At 39.8% G+C, this 17,543-nt stretch carries 19 protein-coding genes; 10 read left to right on the top strand and 9 right to left on the bottom strand.

Annotated features, from left to right (window positions below):
* Positions 1–12 precede the first annotated feature (12 nt).
* Entirely contained in the window at positions 13–450 is a 438-nt protein-coding gene (locus CSV73_RS14965) for a hypothetical protein (protein ID WP_085131643.1), read from the bottom strand.
* Between the two features lie 222 nt (positions 451–672).
* Between CSV73_RS14965 and CSV73_RS14960 the strand changes: the two genes are divergently transcribed.
* The gene (locus tag CSV73_RS14960) at positions 673–2,028 is read left to right on the top strand and encodes an alanine/glycine:cation symporter family protein (protein ID WP_085131644.1); all 1,356 of its coding nucleotides are present in this window, start codon (positions 673–675) and stop codon (positions 2,026–2,028) included.
* 74 nt (positions 2,029–2,102) lie between these two features.
* Positions 2,103–2,324 carry a DUF1128 domain-containing protein gene (locus CSV73_RS14955; protein ID WP_085131645.1) on the top strand — a complete coding sequence of 74 codons (222 nt, stop codon included), beginning with the start codon at positions 2,103–2,105 and terminating at the stop codon, positions 2,322–2,324.
* Positions 2,325–2,352: 28 nt separating this feature from the next.
* Here CSV73_RS14955 and motB read toward each other — a convergent pair whose 3' ends face one another.
* Together motB and motA are read right to left on the bottom strand one after the other, a co-directional pair.
* Entirely contained in the window at positions 2,353–3,120 is a 768-nt protein-coding gene (gene motB, locus CSV73_RS14950; RefSeq protein WP_085131646.1) for a flagellar motor protein MotB, read from the bottom strand.
* A complete protein-coding gene (motA, locus tag CSV73_RS14945) occupies positions 3,104–3,913 on the bottom strand; it encodes a flagellar motor stator protein MotA (RefSeq protein ID WP_085131647.1) in 810 nt (269 codons plus the stop codon). Before motA ends, motB begins: the two co-directional genes overlap by 17 nt.
* A gap of 186 nt (positions 3,914–4,099) precedes the next feature.
* Between motA and CSV73_RS14940 the strand changes: the two genes are divergently transcribed.
* The 3 genes from CSV73_RS14940 (at position 4,100) to CSV73_RS14935 (ending at position 6,268) form a co-directional block, all read left to right on the top strand.
* Positions 4,100–5,332 (top strand): aminopeptidase, encoded by a 1,233-nt coding sequence (locus tag CSV73_RS14940; protein WP_099627987.1) that lies wholly within the window; start codon positions 4,100–4,102, stop codon positions 5,330–5,332.
* A gap of 107 nt (positions 5,333–5,439) precedes the next feature.
* Positions 5,440–5,580, top strand: coding sequence for a hypothetical protein (locus CSV73_RS16640; RefSeq protein ID WP_169535197.1), 141 nt, complete (start codon positions 5,440–5,442; stop codon positions 5,578–5,580).
* A 109-nt stretch (positions 5,581–5,689) separates the two neighbouring features.
* A complete protein-coding gene (locus CSV73_RS14935) occupies positions 5,690–6,268 on the top strand; it encodes a beta-class carbonic anhydrase (protein ID WP_085131649.1) in 579 nt (192 codons plus the stop codon).
* 681 nt (positions 6,269–6,949) lie between these two features.
* Here CSV73_RS14935 and CSV73_RS14930 read toward each other — a convergent pair.
* Positions 6,950–7,495, bottom strand: a complete 546-nt coding sequence (locus CSV73_RS14930) for a GNAT family N-acetyltransferase (RefSeq protein ID WP_085131650.1) — start codon at positions 7,493–7,495, stop codon at positions 6,950–6,952.
* Between the two features lie 231 nt (positions 7,496–7,726).
* Here CSV73_RS14930 and CSV73_RS14925 point away from each other — a divergent pair, with 231 nt between their 5' ends.
* From CSV73_RS14925 to map, 3 genes are all read left to right on the top strand, one after another.
* Positions 7,727–8,464: a hypothetical protein gene (locus tag CSV73_RS14925; RefSeq protein WP_099627986.1), complete on the top strand. Its 738-nt coding sequence runs from the start codon at positions 7,727–7,729 to the stop codon at positions 8,462–8,464.
* A 101-nt stretch (positions 8,465–8,565) separates the two neighbouring features.
* The gene (locus CSV73_RS14920) at positions 8,566–8,907 is read left to right on the top strand and encodes a magnetosome magnetite crystal formation protein family (protein ID WP_085131652.1); all 342 of its coding nucleotides are present in this window, start codon (positions 8,566–8,568) and stop codon (positions 8,905–8,907) included.
* A gap of 93 nt (positions 8,908–9,000) precedes the next feature.
* Complete coding sequence (gene map, locus CSV73_RS14915) at positions 9,001–9,750, top strand: type I methionyl aminopeptidase (protein ID WP_099627985.1); 750 nt, start codon at positions 9,001–9,003, stop codon at positions 9,748–9,750.
* A gap of 164 nt (positions 9,751–9,914) precedes the next feature.
* Here map and CSV73_RS14910 read toward each other — a convergent pair whose 3' ends face one another.
* Both CSV73_RS14910 and CSV73_RS14905 read right to left on the bottom strand, forming a co-directional pair.
* Positions 9,915–11,096: a DEAD/DEAH box helicase gene (locus CSV73_RS14910; protein ID WP_099627984.1), complete on the bottom strand. Its 1,182-nt coding sequence runs from the start codon at positions 11,094–11,096 to the stop codon at positions 9,915–9,917.
* Between the two features lie 38 nt (positions 11,097–11,134).
* Positions 11,135–12,178 (bottom strand): lipid II:glycine glycyltransferase FemX, encoded by a 1,044-nt coding sequence (locus tag CSV73_RS14905; protein WP_085131655.1) that lies wholly within the window; start codon positions 12,176–12,178, stop codon positions 11,135–11,137.
* 285 nt (positions 12,179–12,463) lie between these two features.
* Here CSV73_RS14905 and CSV73_RS14900 point away from each other — a divergent pair, with 285 nt between their 5' ends.
* On the top strand, positions 12,464–14,197 hold the full coding sequence (locus tag CSV73_RS14900) for a methyl-accepting chemotaxis protein (protein ID WP_233202912.1): 1,734 nt from the start codon (positions 12,464–12,466) through the stop codon (positions 14,195–14,197).
* Between the two features lie 158 nt (positions 14,198–14,355).
* On the opposite strand, the gene CSV73_RS14895 is transcribed toward CSV73_RS14900, so the two are convergent.
* The 3 genes from CSV73_RS14895 to CSV73_RS14885 form a co-directional block, all read right to left on the bottom strand.
* Positions 14,356–15,573 (bottom strand): carboxylate--amine ligase, encoded by a 1,218-nt coding sequence (locus CSV73_RS14895; protein WP_099627982.1) that lies wholly within the window; start codon positions 15,571–15,573, stop codon positions 14,356–14,358.
* 75 nt (positions 15,574–15,648) lie between these two features.
* Entirely contained in the window at positions 15,649–16,350 is a 702-nt protein-coding gene (locus CSV73_RS14890; RefSeq protein WP_085131658.1) for an RluA family pseudouridine synthase, read from the bottom strand.
* Positions 16,347–16,814, bottom strand: coding sequence for a low molecular weight protein-tyrosine-phosphatase (locus CSV73_RS14885; protein ID WP_085131659.1), 468 nt, complete (start codon positions 16,812–16,814; stop codon positions 16,347–16,349). Before CSV73_RS14885 ends, CSV73_RS14890 begins: the two co-directional genes overlap by 4 nt.
* A 221-nt stretch (positions 16,815–17,035) precedes the next feature.
* Between CSV73_RS14885 and CSV73_RS14880 the strand changes: the two genes are divergently transcribed.
* Positions 17,036–17,410 carry an SLAP domain-containing protein gene (locus CSV73_RS14880; RefSeq protein WP_099627981.1) on the top strand — a complete coding sequence of 125 codons (375 nt, stop codon included), beginning with the start codon at positions 17,036–17,038 and terminating at the stop codon, positions 17,408–17,410.
* Positions 17,411–17,543: the final 133 nt, after the last annotated feature.

Genomic DNA, 17,543 nt, shown 5'->3' with positions numbered 1-17,543 from the left:
CTGATTCTACCGTTATTTTTTCTCTAGTGGTATCATGTTTTTTTTTTGGATCATCGGAGGCAACGATGCATCTTCCGTTGAGACAGAAGATGCGGCTGTGGAATCATCCACGATAATTTGCTCATACTCTGATTTGGAATCAGAGATTGCTTCTTTTGTATCCGCAAACATTTCTTTTACTTGTGGAGTCAACGTCTTAATTTCATCGACCTGTGATTTGATGTAATTTACATCACCTTTCACTTGATCAACAAGAGTTTGAACTTTTTCTTTTTTCTGTTGGAACTCATTTTTTACAATATCCGGATTTTCTTTGTAATATAATACTTTTTCATAAGATGATCTTGCTGTAGTGATCGTGTGCTGTCTAGTTGCCCGATCCAGCATACTCGCGGCTGCTCCAAGTAGTGCCCCGCCTAATACATATCTTCCAAATTTACTAGAACTCATACAACTTCGCCTCCTTATACACGTTTACGTTTCACTTCATTATACCCCTATTGCAACTTACCAAACAATCTTTGTAAAAGTTTATTCAAAAAAGGCTTGACGAATCGTTCTATTTTTTAGATTATTAACAATAACATGTTAATAACAGAATTCACTGAAAGGAGTTGGTTCTCGTAATCTTGGGAACAGATACAAACATCACTGAGAAATTGGGGGGATGAAATGGAGAAGATCGAGAATTTCTTGACAACTGCGTCCGATTTAATATGGGGACCGCCGTTGCTCATCTTATTAATTGGTACCGGAATTTATTTAACATTACGTTTAACATTCATTCAATTAAGATTACTGCCCTATTCACTGAAGCAAGTTTTTTCACGGAAGCATGATAAAAAAGCAGATGGAGACATTTCACAGTTTCAGGCTCTCATGACCGCGATGGCCGCGACTGTGGGTGTCGGTAATATCGTCGGAGTTGCATCTGCTGTTGTTGCAGGTGGGCCAGGTGCGATTTTCTGGATGTGGCTGGCTGGATTCTTCGGTATGGCAACAAAATACAGTGAGGCCATCTTGGCTGTTAAGTACCGTGTCAAAGATTCAAACGGTTTAATGGCTGGTGGACCGATGTACTATCTTGAACATGGTCTGAAGCAAAAATGGCTAGGCGTACTATTTGCGTTATTCGGCGCACTGGCTGCGTTCGGAATCGGTAACGGAACACAAGCTAAAGCTGTAGCAGACGTAATGAAAAGCACATTTGAAGTGCCCCATTATATTACAGGAATTGCATTGGTATTATTCGGTGCACTTGTAATTCTAGGTGGTATCAAATCAATCGGCCGAGTAACTGCTTTTTTCGTACCGATTATGGCATTATTCTATTTCTTTGCTGGTGCAATCGTTATGGTATTGAACATTGAACAAGTTCCAGCAGCATTCGGTTTGATTTTCACAGATGCATTCACAGGCCAGGCTGTTGCCGGTGGGGCAATCGGTACAGTAATACGATTCGGTGTCGCACGCGGTCTCTTCTCTAACGAAGCAGGTCTCGGTTCAGCGCCAATTGCAGCTGCTGCTGCACGTACAGATATGCCTGGACGTCAGGCACTCGTTTCGATGACGCAAGTATTATTCGATACGTTAATCATCTGTTCGATTACGGGTGTCACAATTGTTATGAGTAATAAGTGGCAAGATAAATCAATTGATGCTGGTTCTTTGACAGCAGAAGCGTTTGGCTCTTTCCTTGGTGGTATTGGGCCGATTTTAGTATCAATTGGACTTGTGTTCTTTGCTACATCCACCATTTTAGGTTGGAGTTATTATGGAGAAAAATGTTTCCAATATCTCTTCCCTAACCGCGCTGCTGTTCTTGCCTATCGAATAATATTCGTAGCATTCATTTTTGTAGGCGCGACTGCATCACTTGACCTGGTATGGATTTTAGCGGATGTACTGAATGGCTTAATGGCGATTCCAAACTTAATTGGATTGCTCGGTTTGTCCGGTGTTGTCATTATGGAGACAAGACGTTTTAAGAAGAGAATTGACGAAGAACGTGAAGAAGCTCGCAAATAACACTTCGTAGTTCAGTTGACAGCTTACTACTTTCATGAAATGATAGTTTTCATTAGAGGAAAGGCGGTACGCATATGGATTTGTCTACAAAATCACCTGAGAATGTCTCATACATGATTGAAAAGATTAAAGAAAAACTACGCATGGTAAATGTCGATGCGATGAAACCCGAAAACTTCAGTACAGAACAGTATGATGATTTGTACTATATGTACGAAATGGTCATGAAACGTGAAAACATTACGCCAAATGAAATGCAAGCAATTGCCTCAGAACTCGGTTCTATGCGCAAATAAAAAAGCGACTCCAAATGGAGTCGCTTTTTTATTGCGCTGTGACGGGTGTACCATCTTTTAATACAAGTGGCTGAATGAGCACTTCCACTCTACGGTTTTTGCTGCGATTTTCTACCGTATCATTTGGAACAATTGGCTTATATTCTCCGTATCCTTTCGCGCTAAATAGATTCGGATCAACTTCATTGTCTTGGACGATGATTTTCAAAAACTCAACAGCCCGCATAACACTTAATTCCCAGTTGGATGAATATTGAGCGTTATTGATGGGAATGTCGTCTGTATGACCCGTGATGACCACCTGACGTGGTCTATCAAGTGTCAGCAGTCGAGAAATATCATTAGCCAACCTTTTATACTCAGGATTGATTGTTGACTTTCCTGATTTAAACAGCACGCTGTCACGAATCGTGAGCAATAAGCCTTCATTCGTCATTTTAGTATCAAACTGATTCTCTAGTTCATTCACGGCAATATACTCGTCCAAATCATCTTGCGTTTCTCCCAAAGATTGCTGATCTTCCATATAGGAGGAGTTTTCATCTAACTCCCCTACCGAGTCGTCTGGAACAGGGGTAGTGGTCGGCGCACTCTCATTCATGATTCCACTACCACTTTCAAATATTTCACTGAATACTTTAGAGACTTCTGCAAATCTTCCCTCATCTACCGAACTCGTAGCAAATAGCACGATGAATAATGCTAGTAATAATGTCAATAGATCAGAGTAAGGTAATAGCCAAGATTCGTTAATATGTTCTATTTCGCGCTTCTTTTTCTTACGCTTCTTCGCCAACTTTACCAGCTCCTTCGCCACCATCCATAGCTAGCTTTTTTCGGTCCTCTACAGATAGATAAGATGCCAATTTCTGTTCGATGACACGCGGCGCTTCCCCTTCCAATACGGAAAGAATTCCTTCAATTACCATTGTCCTCTGGCGGACTTCTTCTTTTGACTTGCGCACCAATTTATTAGAGAACGGATGCCATAAAACATATCCTGTAAAAATCCCAAGCAATGTCGCAATAAATGCAGCAGAAATCGCATGTCCTAACGCATCGATATTGTTCATATCTTTTAGTGCGGCAATCAATCCTACAACAGCTCCGAGAACTCCTAGTGTAGGGGCATATGTACCGGCTTGAGAGAAAATGAGTGCACCAACTGAGTGACGTTCCTCCATCGCCTCAACTTCTTCACTTAATACATCCCGAATATAATCGGCATTCTGACCGTCAATGGCCAAACTCAAGCCATTTTTCAAAAACGGATCATCAATTTCATCTGTTTTTGCTTCCAAGGCAAGTAATCCTTCTCTACGCGCAATATCAGCCCAAGAAGAAAATAGACGAATTAATTCTGCATCTGACGCAAGCTTTTGCTGAGTAAAAATAATTTTAAATAATTTAGGTACCTTCTTTAATTCATTTAGCGGAAATGCGATGACAACAGCACCAATCGTTCCTGCAATGATGATTAGGATAGCGGCCGGGTTAAGTAACGCATCGGGCGTTACCCCTTTGAGCGTCATCCCAATAAGGAGAGCTGCAAATCCTAACACTAAACCTACAATTGTGGATAAATCCATATATAAAGCCTCCAAATACTACATTCTTCTTATTATTTCGGTTATTTTATGACGTTGTTTAGGGAAAACCGTCGACTATTGTTTAGGGAGTTAAGAGTATTTCATCCTATCTCGATTGCTTTATCGTTGCGAACTGTGATCTTCACTTGTTAGAATTATCACAATACGTAAAAAGGAGATGTCATGATGAATCAATTTCAAGACCAACTTTCCAATTATGCCGACTTAGCCGTAAAGGTAGGTGTAAATATTCAACAAGATCAATATCTGTTCATCAGCGCTTCTACTGAAATTACTTCATTTGTTCGATTGATTGTTGAAAAAGCTTATGAAGCAGGAGCACGACAAGTATTCGTAGACTGGGTCGACGATATCGTCACACGTCTGCGTTATGAAAAAGCACCAGCGGATTCGTTTTCTGAGTTCCCTGCGTGGAAACAAATGGAACGTGAACAGCTAGCTGAAAAAGGCGCTGCTTTCATGTCCATCGTATCGCAAGACCCAGACTTATTAAACGGCATTGAATCTAGCAGAATACGCGATAATCAGAAAGCCTCCAGCACTGCTCTTAGCCAGTTCCGTCAAGCTATGCAGGCAGATAAATTTAGCTGGACAGTAATCGCTGCACCTTCGACTGCATGGGCAGCTAAAATTTTCCCTGAATTACCTACGGAAGAACAAGTACCTGCTCTATGGAATGCTATTTTACGTGCTGTAAGAGCTGATCAGCCAGATCCAGTGCAAGCATGGAATAAGCACAATGAAAATTTGCATGAAAAAGTAGATTATTTGAATGGTAAACATTACCGTAAACTTCATTATACAGCTCCAGGCACCGACTTAACAATAGAATTACCGGAAAAGCACTTATGGTGTGGAGCTGGTAGTGTCAATCAAGCTGGGCATGAGTTCATGGCGAATATGCCAACCGAAGAAGTCTTTACAGCACCGTTAAAAACTGGAGTGAATGGCTCTGTTACCAGCACTAAACCACTTAGCTATGCGGGAACAATCATTGAGGGCTTCACGATTCAATTTAAAGACGGCAAAATCACAAACGTTTCAGCTGATCAAGGTGAAGAAATCCTGAAACAACTGGTCGATACCGACGAAGGCTCCCAATTCCTTGGTGAAGTAGCACTGGTACCGCATGACTCACCTATTTCCAATTCAAATGTTTTATTCTACAATACTTTATTTGATGAAAATGCCTCAAATCACTTGGCAATCGGGAGTGCTTACGCATTTTGTCTAGATGGTGGAAAAGAAATGGATTCCAAACAACTACAAGCTAATGGATTAAACCAAAGCTTGACACACGTCGATTTCATGATTGGATCTGAAAAGATGGATATTGATGGAATACTTGAAGATGGAACAGTAGAGCCTGTCTTCCGTAATGGCAATTGGGCATTCTAAAATCCGTCACTTTTCATTCGAAGTTTACAATAGCTCTTAATATTTTCTTGAAAATCGTGTATAATGGATAAGAGATCATAATACATTTCAGAAAGAGGGGCTTTCAAATGGCTTTAATGTATACAACAGTTATCGGTTACATGGTTGTTCTTGGACTTGCATCCTTGTTTACGATGCACTTCTTATCTGGATCAATGGATTCAAACGACTCCATTACTATTGATCCGAAACCAGAAGGCAGAAACTAATTTGCTTCTATTCCAGTCTCAATGGATATGGATTACATGATTAGAGTTGCCTGACAAAGGCAACTCTTTTCTTTTACATACTATAAACAGTGCGAAGGAGATTATAACCATGACATCATTATCCGAAATTATGATTTATAACAAATCGTTCGTTGAAGAAAAAAAGTACGAAGAGTTTTCCACTACGAAATTTCCGAATAAACGGATTGTCATCCTCACGTGTATGGATACAAGATTAATCGAGCTTCTTCCTAAAGCAATGAATTTAAAAAATGGCGATGCTAAAATCATTAAAAGTGCTGGCGCTATTATCACATCTCCTTTTGGCGGTTTGATGCGAAGTATATTAGTTGCCGTTTATGAATTACAAGCAGATGAAATATACGTGATCGGGCATCATGATTGCGGCATGAGCTCGATCAACACGGATCACATTATAGGAAACATGATTGAGCGCGGTGTTGATCCGAACATGTTCAAAACATTGAAGTATTCCGGTATCGATATGGAAAAATGGTTGCACGGTTTCAGTGATGTGACAGAGAGCGTGAAAAAGAGTGTGGACGCGATCCGCAACCACCCTCTCATCCCAACCGACGTAAATGTTCATGGTCTTGTAATCGACCCTGCTAACGGCAAGCTGGACATTATTGAAGATGGTTACAATGCACAAGAGTTATCTCAGTAAAATAATTAGATGAAAAACCGGCCTCATCGATATGAGGTCGGTTTTTGTGTTTTTATGACGTGTGGCGTGGTGGGGGGGCTATGAGCGGTTGTAGGGTGACTTTGAGCGCTCAGGCCAAATGTATGAGCGAATCTAACGCAATATAGAGCGGTTAGCCAGCGGGATAGAGCGATCCGGCATGAACTATGAGCGCCTACACGAAACTATGAGCGGAAACGCGTTCGCACTGTTGCTCCACCTCAGAATGTGACGTGTGGCGTGGTGGGGGGCTTTGAGCGCTCAGGCCAAATGTATGAGCGAATCCAACGCAATATAGAGCGGTTAGCCAGCGGGATAGAGTGGGCAGGCATGAACTATGAGCACCTACACGAAACTATGAGCGGAAACGCGTTCGCACTGTTGCTCCACCTCAGAATGTGACGTGTGGCGTGGTGGGGCTATGAGCGGTTGTAAGGAGACTTTGAGCGCTCAGGCCAAATGTATGAGCGAATCCAACGCAATATAGAGCGGTTAGCCAGCGGGATAGAGCGGGCATGAACTATGAGCACCTACACGAAACTATGAGCGGAAACGCGTTCGCGCTGTTGCTCCACCTCAGACATCAAGAAAAACCAGCATCTTCTATTCGAAGAGCCGGCTTTTCCATATAGTTATCCACTTTTCCAAAAAGGTCTTACCCTTTCAATAATCCGCTTCCACAATGGCATACATATAGTGATCTTCCCATATACCATTAATAAACAGTAATTGACGCAACAACCCCTCACGCTGGTATTTCGCTTTTTCCAATACTTTGACCGAACCTACATTACGAGGAGATACATAGGCTTCTATCCTATGCAAATTCGCTTTTTCAAACGCAAATTGATTAATGAGTGAGACTGCTTCAGTCCCAATGCCTCTTCCTGCTTGTCGCTGATCAATGGAATACCCCACAAAACCACTGGAAAACGGCAACCGTTTAATACTATACAATGAAATTTGGCCAATAATCATACTAGTTTCCGAATCAAAAATTCCGAAATTGTACTCTCGTCGATCACGCATTTGATAAAGTGATTCTCGAATTTTATCCCGTTGCATTGCTACTGTGTAATACGTATTATCGTGTTTTGGTTCAAATTCTGTCCAGTATTCCTTATTGGCGATAAGTAGCTGGGTGAATTGATACGCATCATCTTCCGTGAGTATTCGTAGGTAGCACTGCTCCCCTTCGAGTAAAATCATTTGTCCTCATCCTTTTCGAAGCATTCTGTTCTTACCTTCTACTTTATCTAATCGGTGCGAATGAAATGGAGATTCAGTACAAGTTACCTGAATTCATTAATTCTTATTATAGTTTTTTTCCAGTTACAAGACAATAGAATGCCACATTTTCTCATTTGTAAAGGAATATTCATACTTTCCCACTCCATCGATCCGTAATCTCTGTATACTATTGTTCAGGAGGATTTTATCATGCTAAGAATTATTTTGATGGTACTTTCGCTACTCATCATGATTGGAACTCATATCGCTGCAAATTTAATCCCACTTAACGGACTGACTACTTGGGAAATTGCTAATCGGGTACCGGTTCTATTCATGCCTGCAGAGTACGTTTTTTCAATTTGGATTGTGTTAGATCTGCTACTTGTCAGTTGGCTATACTTGTTTTCCAAAACATCAGCTAGACTCTCTTCATCCGTTGCCAATTTACGTGCAATCTCGTTCTCGGTCAGCTGTTTTTTAAATATTGCATGGCTTTTATTATGGCATTATAGTTATTATTATTGGGCCATTGTGAGCGTAATTGCTTTATTAATTTGTTTACTCGTGTTGTATTTCAGTTATGCAAAAATAGAGGGAACGAATCGCGAACGACTTCCGATCTCAGCTTATATGGCATGGATCTTTATCGCTGTCATCGCGAATACTACCTATGCTTTCAAATTCCACGATTGGACAGGATGGGGTTTGAGTGATCCACTATGGACAGTATTGTTCTTAACTCTGACTACAGCAATCGCTTTACATTTTATGTATCATTACCATGACAATATGTTTAATTTAATTATTATTTGGTCTTTCATCGGTATTGCAATAAAAAATGGGACCGAGGAATTATTTGTTTCTACAGCCGCTTTATTTCTTTCTGCAGTAATTGGTTTTATACTATTTATGGGTCAGCGTTTTTCAAAGTCCAAACAATTATAACACGGTGCCAATTAGGCAGCCGTGTTTTTTTCGTGATTATACCGTAAACTAGGGTATAGGTTAGAGTGTGGACTATCATGCTAGAGAGTGGAGGTTACGCTATGTCAAATTCAAAGTTATTGTCTTCTCTTAGTTATTTCAGTGTCTTTTTCGCTCCCCTTTTACTGCCAATCATCATTTATTTCGTTGCAGATGAATTCGAAGTTCGCCGTCATGCAAAAAAAGCACTCGTTTCACATATCGTCCCTATGGTATTACTAATAGCTGGTTTCATTATCATGTCCTTTTCGATCTTTTCCTTTAATACCGACAGCATCACAAATGCAAACAGCAATATGATGTTCTGGGGATTCATTCCTATGTTATTCATTATTTTATATAGTTTATTGTTTGTAATTGTCCTGATCTGGAATGTATATCAAGGCATAAAAGTCTTGAAATAAGGATGGAAAGAACAAGCTAATCATTAAAAAAACATCAATAAAGTATGATATAGTAGAATTGAATAAATTGTACGGAAGAAAGGACTTGTGAACATGATTGTAAAAAATGATGAAGAATTAGAGGGGTTAAGGGCAATAGGTAAAATTGTTGCAGAAATTCGTGAAACGTTGAAAGATGCTACAGTACCTGGCATCACGACGAAAGAACTTGATGATATGGCAGGTCGTCTGTTTGCTGAAAAAGGTGCGGTTTCTGCTCCTATCGATCAGTATGACTTCCCTGGCTATACATGTATCAGTGTCAACCATCATGTAGCGCACGGCATTCCAGGAAGTTACGAGATCCAAGATGGTGATCTCGTGAATATAGATGTCTCCGGATCAGCTGGCGGCTATTTTGCAGATACTGGGATTTCATTCGTGGTAGGTACACCTGATGAGCAAAAACAGAAGTTGTGCGACGTAGCAAAGTCAGCTTTGGACCGCGCTTTATTGAAAGTAAAAGCAGGTTCTAGTTTGAATCAGATTGGTAAAGCTGTGGAGCGTGAAGCGAAAGATAACGGCTTACATGTGATTAAAAATTTAACCGGTCACGGAATTGGTACGTCTCTTCACGAAGAGCCACAACATATTCTGAATTATTATGATCCTTGGGATAAAACGTTATTGAAGGATGGTATGGTGCTGGCAGTGGAGCCATTCGTTTCACAGGCGGCTGAGCAGGTGATTGAATTGGATGACGGGTGGACATTTGTTACGCCTGATAAGTCACTGGTTGCCCAAATTGAGCATACGATTGTCGTGACGAAGAATCAGCCTATAATTTTGACACAGCTTGATTGATAGGAGAAACGAGTGTGTGCGGGCATTTCCGTGCACACTCATTTTTTTGTACAAAGATTTTGAAAGACTGACATACTGGTTAAAAGAAAAAAACTGAAGAACAGCCTCCTAATACAAGGGCAGTCTTCAGTCTTTGCGTATCATCATGTGGAAGTTACGTTTTATTATTTCTTTTTCTTAACTTTCGGCTTTGATTTCTTTGGTGCCGCTTTTTTCATTTCTTCCACTGTCTTAGAGTTTCCTTCGATCAGTTGTCCGTTGTACCAGACTTTTTGAACGGTTTTGATGCCTTTGGAAACTTTACGGTAGTCGCGCTCTTCCGTGTAAGATAGAAGTGTCAGGACTTCACCGTCTGCTCCTGCACGGCCTGTTCTTCCCGATCTGTGCACGTATTGCTCAGCTGTGTGTGGTACATCGACATGGATGACGTGTGTCAGCCCTTCGATGTCCAGGCCTCGCGCTGCTAAGTCTGTTGCAATCAGTATACGAATAGTACCTTTTCTGAAGTCTTCTAATGTCTTCTGGCGATCGAGTTTTTTCATATCCGAGTAGAGGACTGCAATTGGTGCATCGGTGTAAAGTAGTTTTAGTTCTTTCATACGCAATTGATCTACGTTATTCATGAATGTTAGTGCGCGCACCCCTGAAATTGCAGAGATCCCTCGAAGTACGTCGGTCTTTTTGCGTTCATCCACTTTTACGTAGGAATGAATAACTTCACCACTATTTGGAATCTCATCCGCATTGACTTGTAGGCGGATTGGATCTTTCATCAGTTGCTTGGCAACCAGCTCGATTTCATCTGTAATTGTAGCAGACACAACTGCCACCTGACGTTCAGGATTTGCTGCTTCAATTAAGCTTTTCACCAGTACGCGATATTCACGCGACAGAAGCTGATCCCCTTCATCAATGACCAAGTATTGAATATCATACATTTTCAGCTTTCTTTCTTTTACTAATTCATTTAATCTTCCCGGTGTACCGACTACGATTGTTGGTTTTTTCTTTAGCTTTTCGATTTGACGTTGCATATTTGCACCGCCAATCAGCTGAGTTACTGTAACTGGAGTACCTTCAACCAACTCACGTATCACATTGACTATCTGCATAGATAGCTCTTGTGATGGCGTAATAATTAACGCTTGTGTCTTCGGTAGATTTCCGTCGACCATTTGAATCACAGGTAACGCATAGGCTAGTGTTTTCCCTGTCCCTGTTGGTGATTCAGCTACTATGTCTTTACCAGACAACATCTCGGGTATCATTTGAGACTGAATCGGCATAGGTTGTTTAAATTTCCATTTTGTGCGCAAAGATTCATTCAGCTCGTCTAAAAAATTCATTCGGTTCACTCTTTTCTGTAGTTGAGGACTTCAACCGGTTATTTTTTTTGAAGCTTCTTTTTCAACTTCTGAATTTTAGGCACTACTTTTACAAACATGTTATAAATGAACGGTTTGTATACTTTATCGATTTCACCAATAAATTCTGTTACGCCGTCTACCTGACAAAAACTGTTCTTAAAGTTATATAATCCATCCTGCTCACTATCGAGTACGAATACCCCACCAAGATCATACTGTTCCGCTCCGATTTCCAATCCCCACTTCATCATTTCATAGTTCATTAGATAACTAGGATTTAGATTGCGCTTCGTGTTGGAACTGCCAGCGTATAAATAATACAATTTCCCATTATAGTTAATTGTTACAGCACCAGCTAAATAATCGTCTTCATGCTTTGCTATATAGATGCGTAAATCATCGAATGCTTCTCGCATTTTGACGAAATAATCATAGGAACGAATAGAGATTTGATTACGAACAGACATTTCTTCATGGATTTCAAAGAATTTCTTTAAATATTCATCACTGCGAGAATAAGAAATCTCTACACCTTTACGTGCAGAGCTTCGGATTTTACTTCGTGTTCTGCTACGGAACTTAAGCATTAACGAATCTTCATCTTCGTCGGTCAATTTAACAATCATATTGTAACGAGGCTGTATTAAATCTTCTTTGCCCGCGCCTTCGTTGCGTACTATGTAACCTGCATCACGGTAAAGCTTGTCCAATTCATCTGTATACAGCTGTTCTGGATCCATTTTTAATGCAAAGGCTTTATGTTTTTTTACAAGCACCTCTGCCTCTTGAATTAATTCTTCAACTAATTTCTGATTATGTAAATCACAAATAGGTCCACGTGGTGCATATAGTAATGAAAAACCGCCTGGTACCTTCCGTATCAATAAGGACATAGCGGCTACAATTTCTCCATCTCGTTCTACGTATACTTGCTCATTACCCCAATCATCTTTAACATTTGCCCAGTTGGGATCTTGTGTAATTGAACGAAAGGGAGAATTTCTCATAAACGTTTCATATCTTTTAACATCTTCTGCATTGCTTTTATCTAAAATCGGCACTGCTCGAACACTCCTTACATTACTATAGCTCCGTACAATTTCCGTTTTGATCTTTTGAAAATCTTAAAGAACCGCACAGCCACAGCTCTATTAAGTGTAGCCTACTGTATTTTTCAAGTCAAGAATCGAAGAGTAGTTACCTGTCATTTAACAATGAAGTTTGAAAAACAAGTAGGAAATTACTATTAAATGAGACAAGCTATTCCGTTATTAATTATAATAGCCTATACTAGTAAAAGGGTATAAAGGTTTCATATAGCAAAATGCAAAAGGGGGCATTACATAGTGAAAGGTTCAGTACGCAACAAGTTAATAGCGCTCGCAGCACTTGTTATTTTAATTCCATTATTAGCTGTGGGGATCGTCAATTACTTTGTAGCAAAGCAAGAACTTGAGAAAGTTGGGGAAATGGGATTACAGAACGGGACTTATGCTGTTCTGGACTTAATCGATGAACTGAATGTACAAGTAGAGAACGGTACAATAAGTTTGGAGAAAGCACAAGAACGAGCTAAAGACAAAATTATGGGACCTATGGCCACTGATGGCACTAGACCTTTAAACAATCCAGCGAAATACGGGGAGAACTTCTACTTTTATGTTGTGGATGAGGAAGGTACTTTACTTGTACATCCACAGAAAGAAGGAGAAAGTCTCTATGAAACGAAAACAAAAGATGGCCGTTACTTCATTCGTGAAGTAATCTCAGAAGCTAAAAGCGGAGGTGGTTATGTACAGTATGACTGGCCGCTGCCAAGTAACTTGAATGTTGAAGCACCCAAAGTCACATACAGCCTACAAGATCCTAATTGGGGATGGATTATAGTGGGAGGGACTTATCTAGTAGATTTTAATGCTGGAGCAAAAAATGTTTTATGGTACACCTTAATTTCAATCATTATTTCTATCATCGTGGGTGTTACACTATTCTCGATCTTCTCTGGGCGTCTAACATCATATATTAAGAATATCCGTCACATTACAGCTGAAATTGCGCAAGGGAAACTATCAGGCGAAGATATTCCAATCCGTTCACGTGATGAGCTCGGCCATTTAGCTGAAAACGTGAATACAATGAAAAATAATCTGAATGAAATGGTCGGTCACACAAGACTTTCTTCAGACCGTATGAGAACATCTTCCGAAACACTTAGCGCAATCACGGAAGAAACAACAGCATCGGCTGACGAAATCCATAGCGCTATTGCTGAAGTATCTTCAGCTGCAGTATTGCAATCCGAAGAAGCAGATATCGCGATTACAAAAGTTAGTCAATTATCTACATTGATTTCTAAAGCATCCGAGCAATATGAAAACGTAGTGACAGAAATGCGCAGTATGAACGATCTACAAAGTTCAGGTATGCAAAAAGCGGAGACTTTAGAGGAAAACTCTCAAAACTTCAACATTGTCATCAACGACTTGCAAGGGAACTTCTCACAACTTGTATCTAGAATGAATGAAATACAAACCATCGTCCAAACGATTTCATCCATCTCTGAGCAAACGAACTTACTGGCATTAAACGCTAGTATCGAAGCCGCTCGCGCAGGAGAACATGGAAAAGGATTCGCTGTAGTAGCCAATGAAGTCCGCCATTTATCGGAAGACACGAATGAGGCAACTACGAAAGTTCGCGATCTCCTTGTGCATATTCGAAAAGATACGACAACTGCCGAAAATCAAATGAAACACACATTAGATTTGACGAGTAATCAAGAAGGCACGATTATAGAAACTAAAAATGCTTTCGAACAACTATCCGATTCCATTCTCAACATCACATCACTGTTGAAGACTATGGAAAATGATATGAACAGTATGGATGAAAATCGACAACATGTTGTTCAGGCAATAGATCAAATTGCAGCTGTCGCAACTGAATCGGCTGCCGCTACCGAACAAGTCAATGCATCCATCGATGAACAAAAAGCTACAATCAGCACGATTATGCACGCTTCCCTTGACCTTCATACGGAAGCAGAGAATATGCACGATCTAGTTGACCGATTTAGCTAATTATTTAAGTAAAGTAAGATATAACGCGGCTGGGATAGAAGTAGAAAATCTATCGTAATTAACTAAAAGGACAAAATTAAAACCGTGTGAATCCAAGATGCTTTTAACTTGGATTTACACAGTTTTTTCATTTTATTGAGTTTTGTCTCAGCCTCGCTTTATTCTTCGACAGCATTTTTATACTTCTTGTAATAGTTGATTTGACGCATCAGTAAATACATTTTTCGCTTCATATGTTTATCTTTATTGTAAAATAAAGGATTACCATACTTTCCTGCTTTGATAAGCGATCGAATCTCTTTTTCCATAGGCGGATTATCGACAAACTTTTTCAATACTGCTTTCGGTACGACAGTGAATAAGAAATGGTCATCTAAATAGGTTAATGGCTTTTCCTTCTCGTATACCAAGTCATCGACCAAATACTTCGCCATATTCTCACCGCATTGCGTAATGTAATAACTCGAACGTCCTTGACGGATATTCACTTCAAACGCTTTGAATTTGCCATCGCGTTCATCGTATTTCAAATCGAAGTTCCCGTAACCGACATAGCCAATTGCTTCAAGGAAGTTAGCTAACTTCGTCATAATTTCTTCATCATACCGCGTAATCAATGCCGTATAATTTCCGATAGCCGTCATCGCACGTTCTTGTAATACCACCTGAGCCAATGTGATTAGCTGCGCTTTACCATGCTGATCAGCGTAATATACAGCATCCCACATATACGTATCATCCCCAGGAATGAAATCTTGGATGATCAGATCTTCTGTGTATCCACTGGCCTTAACCATTTGGATAATGCGATTGATTTCCTCATATGTATCAACTTTATAGATTTTCTGCAACCCGTCAAACGGATGACGATAATATTGAACACCATCGCTCGGCTTGATGATGACCGGGAACAGTACTTCTTCTGTAAATGGTTCATCGGATAAACATGAATGGAAGTACGTAGAGGGTGTATCTATTCCATGCTCTGCACATAATTTATAGAAGTTTTTCTTAATATACACGGCATTCATGATTTCTTCATCTATATAATTGAATAAGAAATCTTCTTGCAAAGCTTCTCGTTGCTCAATAATCAATCGGACATATAAATCGTCTGTTCCGACAAGCACTAATTTTTGATCAGCCGTACGGTATTTCTTCGCAATATCCCGTAAAAACTGAACAAATACTTTTGGATCGTGTAGACCGTGATTCAGTTCCTGGATATCTGTAATCGTACTATAGCTTGTAAATGGTAATGGTTCCCTACCAACAATTACAGGTTTGATGCCATATTCTTCATGAAATGAAATTGCCATATTATAGGCATTAATATTAGTTCCGACAATAATCGGGATAAAAGAATGCTTACTCATATATTCCTCCAACAGACGTTTTTCCATTTAGTGTAGTTGCACTGAATTCGTAAGTCAAGAAAGGACCGTTCTTCACTAACCATATGTTTTATAAACTTGATCATGAGTAGCATATAATTCCCAAGGATAAACTCGCGGTGCTTCTGAAGTAAACTGCATCATTTCCTTTGTTGTCGGATGTTCAAATTCCAACTTGTGCGCCCATAATGCAATCTGTTCGCCACGCTTATTCATGGCACTACCATATTTCTGATCACCATAAAGCGGGAAGCCTTCTGTTGCCATTTGTACCCGAATTTGATGTGAACGTCCTGTATGTAGACGTACACTTACTAAACTTTGATCTATTTTGCTATCAAGTACTTGATAATCCAAACTGGCCACTTTCCCTTCCGGATGATTCGGTCTCACACTATACACTTGATTTTTCTGACGATTCTTGTATAAGTAATGCTGAAGAGTAGATTGTCTTTTCTGAGGCACACCACGGAGAATCGCTAAATATCTCCGATCAATGATGCCGCGACGAAGCTGATTGGACAGACGAGATGCCGCTTTGGAAGTTTTAGCAAATACCATCACACCGCCAACAGGACGATCAAGACGATGTACTAAGCCAAGATATACCTTTCCTGGTTTTTGATACCGTCTTTTAATATCCTGCTTTAATATAGTCAATACGTCCAAATCTCCACTCTCATCTTTTTGCACCGGGACATTGACAGGCTTTTCCACGACTAAGAGATGGTTATCTTCATATAGTACAGGTATCTTCATTTAATGGATGCCTCTTTTTTAATACAATCCAATAATGCCTGACAACCTTCGAGCACTAAGTCGTATGTTTCTTGGAAATCACCAGTGAAGTACGGATCTGGAACGTCTTTTTGGTGACTAGTCAAATCCAAAAAACGAAACACACGCTGGTGGTCACGATCACCAAAAATGTTATGTATATTTCGGATGTTTTCTGCGTCCATTCCAATAATATAATCAAATTCCGCTGCATCTTTCATATTCAACTGACGTCCAGCCATCCCCTCTGCCGAAATTTGAAATTCTGCCAGTTTGGATATCGTTCCTTCATGAGGGGCTTTCCCCACATGCCAATTGCTTGTTCCTGCCGAGTCTACTTCGATGTGATTCTCCAAATGTTCAGTATGAATCATCTTACGAAATACTCCTTCAGCCATAGGTGAGCGACAAATATTCCCGAGACAAACGAATAATACACGTATCATACGACTCTCTCCCTTTACTAGTATATTTCTATTCTAGTATACAGCATTCGATAATTTTCTTCATTTTATGTATAATCATCAGCGATAATTCCAAACATTACGAAATACATGTCTTACACAAGGGAATTAAGTCGTAATTAATATTTATTATAACTTTGTGATATACTAGGACTTAAATATCATCACAAAGGGAATGATGTAGGAAAAAGGAGGTCTACCCTATGCAAATTATGTTTGAAGAAACGTGGGAAGCTACTTTATCAGACCAACAAAAACAGGCTTTTATTTATCAATACGAAACCAAAAGATCTGTTCATGATGAATTTACAGCTACACCTATACTGTTAAAAAGAAAACGCAATGGAGGATTAGTCGCTACTGTATTTTTGCAAAATAATCGTGATGAATTATTATCTATTCGTGAAGCTACAGTATATGTAGTAAATGAACGAGGAGAAACAGCAGCTGAAGAGACTTTTTCATTGTTCCTAGATATTCCATCTTTTACGGCAACACCTTGGTCTTTCGTCTTTTTACCAACTTGTGTCGATTCCACTGAAGAACCTACTGACGGATGGAAGGTCTTCATAAAGTAACACATAAAAAACTATATGATTGCTTCGCAATCTCTGCCATGACGGAAAGGTAGCTCGTCCAGTATAATGAAGATAGGTAATACAAATCCGTACGTTTAATGGGTTTTGCCGAACCTGTATAAAAAACTGGATG

The organism is Sporosarcina sp. P1, from assembly GCF_002743155.1.
GTDB classification, from domain to species: domain Bacteria; phylum Bacillota; class Bacilli; order Bacillales_A; family Planococcaceae; genus Sporosarcina; species Sporosarcina ureae_B.
The sequence above is the reverse complement of the archived record's forward strand: the minus strand, read 5'-3'. Positions and strand labels throughout refer to the sequence as shown.

Coding starts and splice junctions, on each gene's coding strand:
- CSV73_RS14965 (WP_085131643.1), bottom strand. CDS start 450: ATGAGTTCTAGTAAATTTGGAAGATATGTATTAGGCGGGGCACTACTT.
- CSV73_RS14960 (WP_085131644.1), top strand. CDS start 673: ATGGAGAAGATCGAGAATTTCTTGACAACTGCGTCCGATTTAATATGG.
- CSV73_RS14955 (WP_085131645.1), top strand. CDS start 2,103: ATGGATTTGTCTACAAAATCACCTGAGAATGTCTCATACATGATTGAA.
- motA (WP_085131647.1), bottom strand. CDS start 3,913: ATGGATTTATCCACAATTGTAGGTTTAGTGTTAGGATTTGCAGCTCTC.
- CSV73_RS14940 (WP_099627987.1), top strand. CDS start 4,100: ATGAATCAATTTCAAGACCAACTTTCCAATTATGCCGACTTAGCCGTA.
- CSV73_RS16640 (WP_169535197.1), top strand. CDS start 5,440: ATGGCTTTAATGTATACAACAGTTATCGGTTACATGGTTGTTCTTGGA.
- CSV73_RS14935 (WP_085131649.1), top strand. CDS start 5,690: ATGACATCATTATCCGAAATTATGATTTATAACAAATCGTTCGTTGAA.
- CSV73_RS14930 (WP_085131650.1), bottom strand. CDS start 7,495: ATGATTTTACTCGAAGGGGAGCAGTGCTACCTACGAATACTCACGGAA.
- CSV73_RS14925 (WP_099627986.1), top strand. CDS start 7,727: ATGCTAAGAATTATTTTGATGGTACTTTCGCTACTCATCATGATTGGA.
- CSV73_RS14920 (WP_085131652.1), top strand. CDS start 8,566: ATGTCAAATTCAAAGTTATTGTCTTCTCTTAGTTATTTCAGTGTCTTT.
- map (WP_099627985.1), top strand. CDS start 9,001: ATGATTGTAAAAAATGATGAAGAATTAGAGGGGTTAAGGGCAATAGGT.
- CSV73_RS14910 (WP_099627984.1), bottom strand. CDS start 11,096: ATGAATTTTTTAGACGAGCTGAATGAATCTTTGCGCACAAAATGGAAA.
- CSV73_RS14895 (WP_099627982.1), bottom strand. CDS start 15,573: ATGAGTAAGCATTCTTTTATCCCGATTATTGTCGGAACTAATATTAAT.
- CSV73_RS14890 (WP_085131658.1), bottom strand. CDS start 16,350: ATGAAGATACCTGTACTATATGAAGATAACCATCTCTTAGTCGTGGAA.
- CSV73_RS14885 (WP_085131659.1), bottom strand. CDS start 16,814: ATGATACGTGTATTATTCGTTTGTCTCGGGAATATTTGTCGCTCACCT.
- CSV73_RS14880 (WP_099627981.1), top strand. CDS start 17,036: ATGCAAATTATGTTTGAAGAAACGTGGGAAGCTACTTTATCAGACCAA.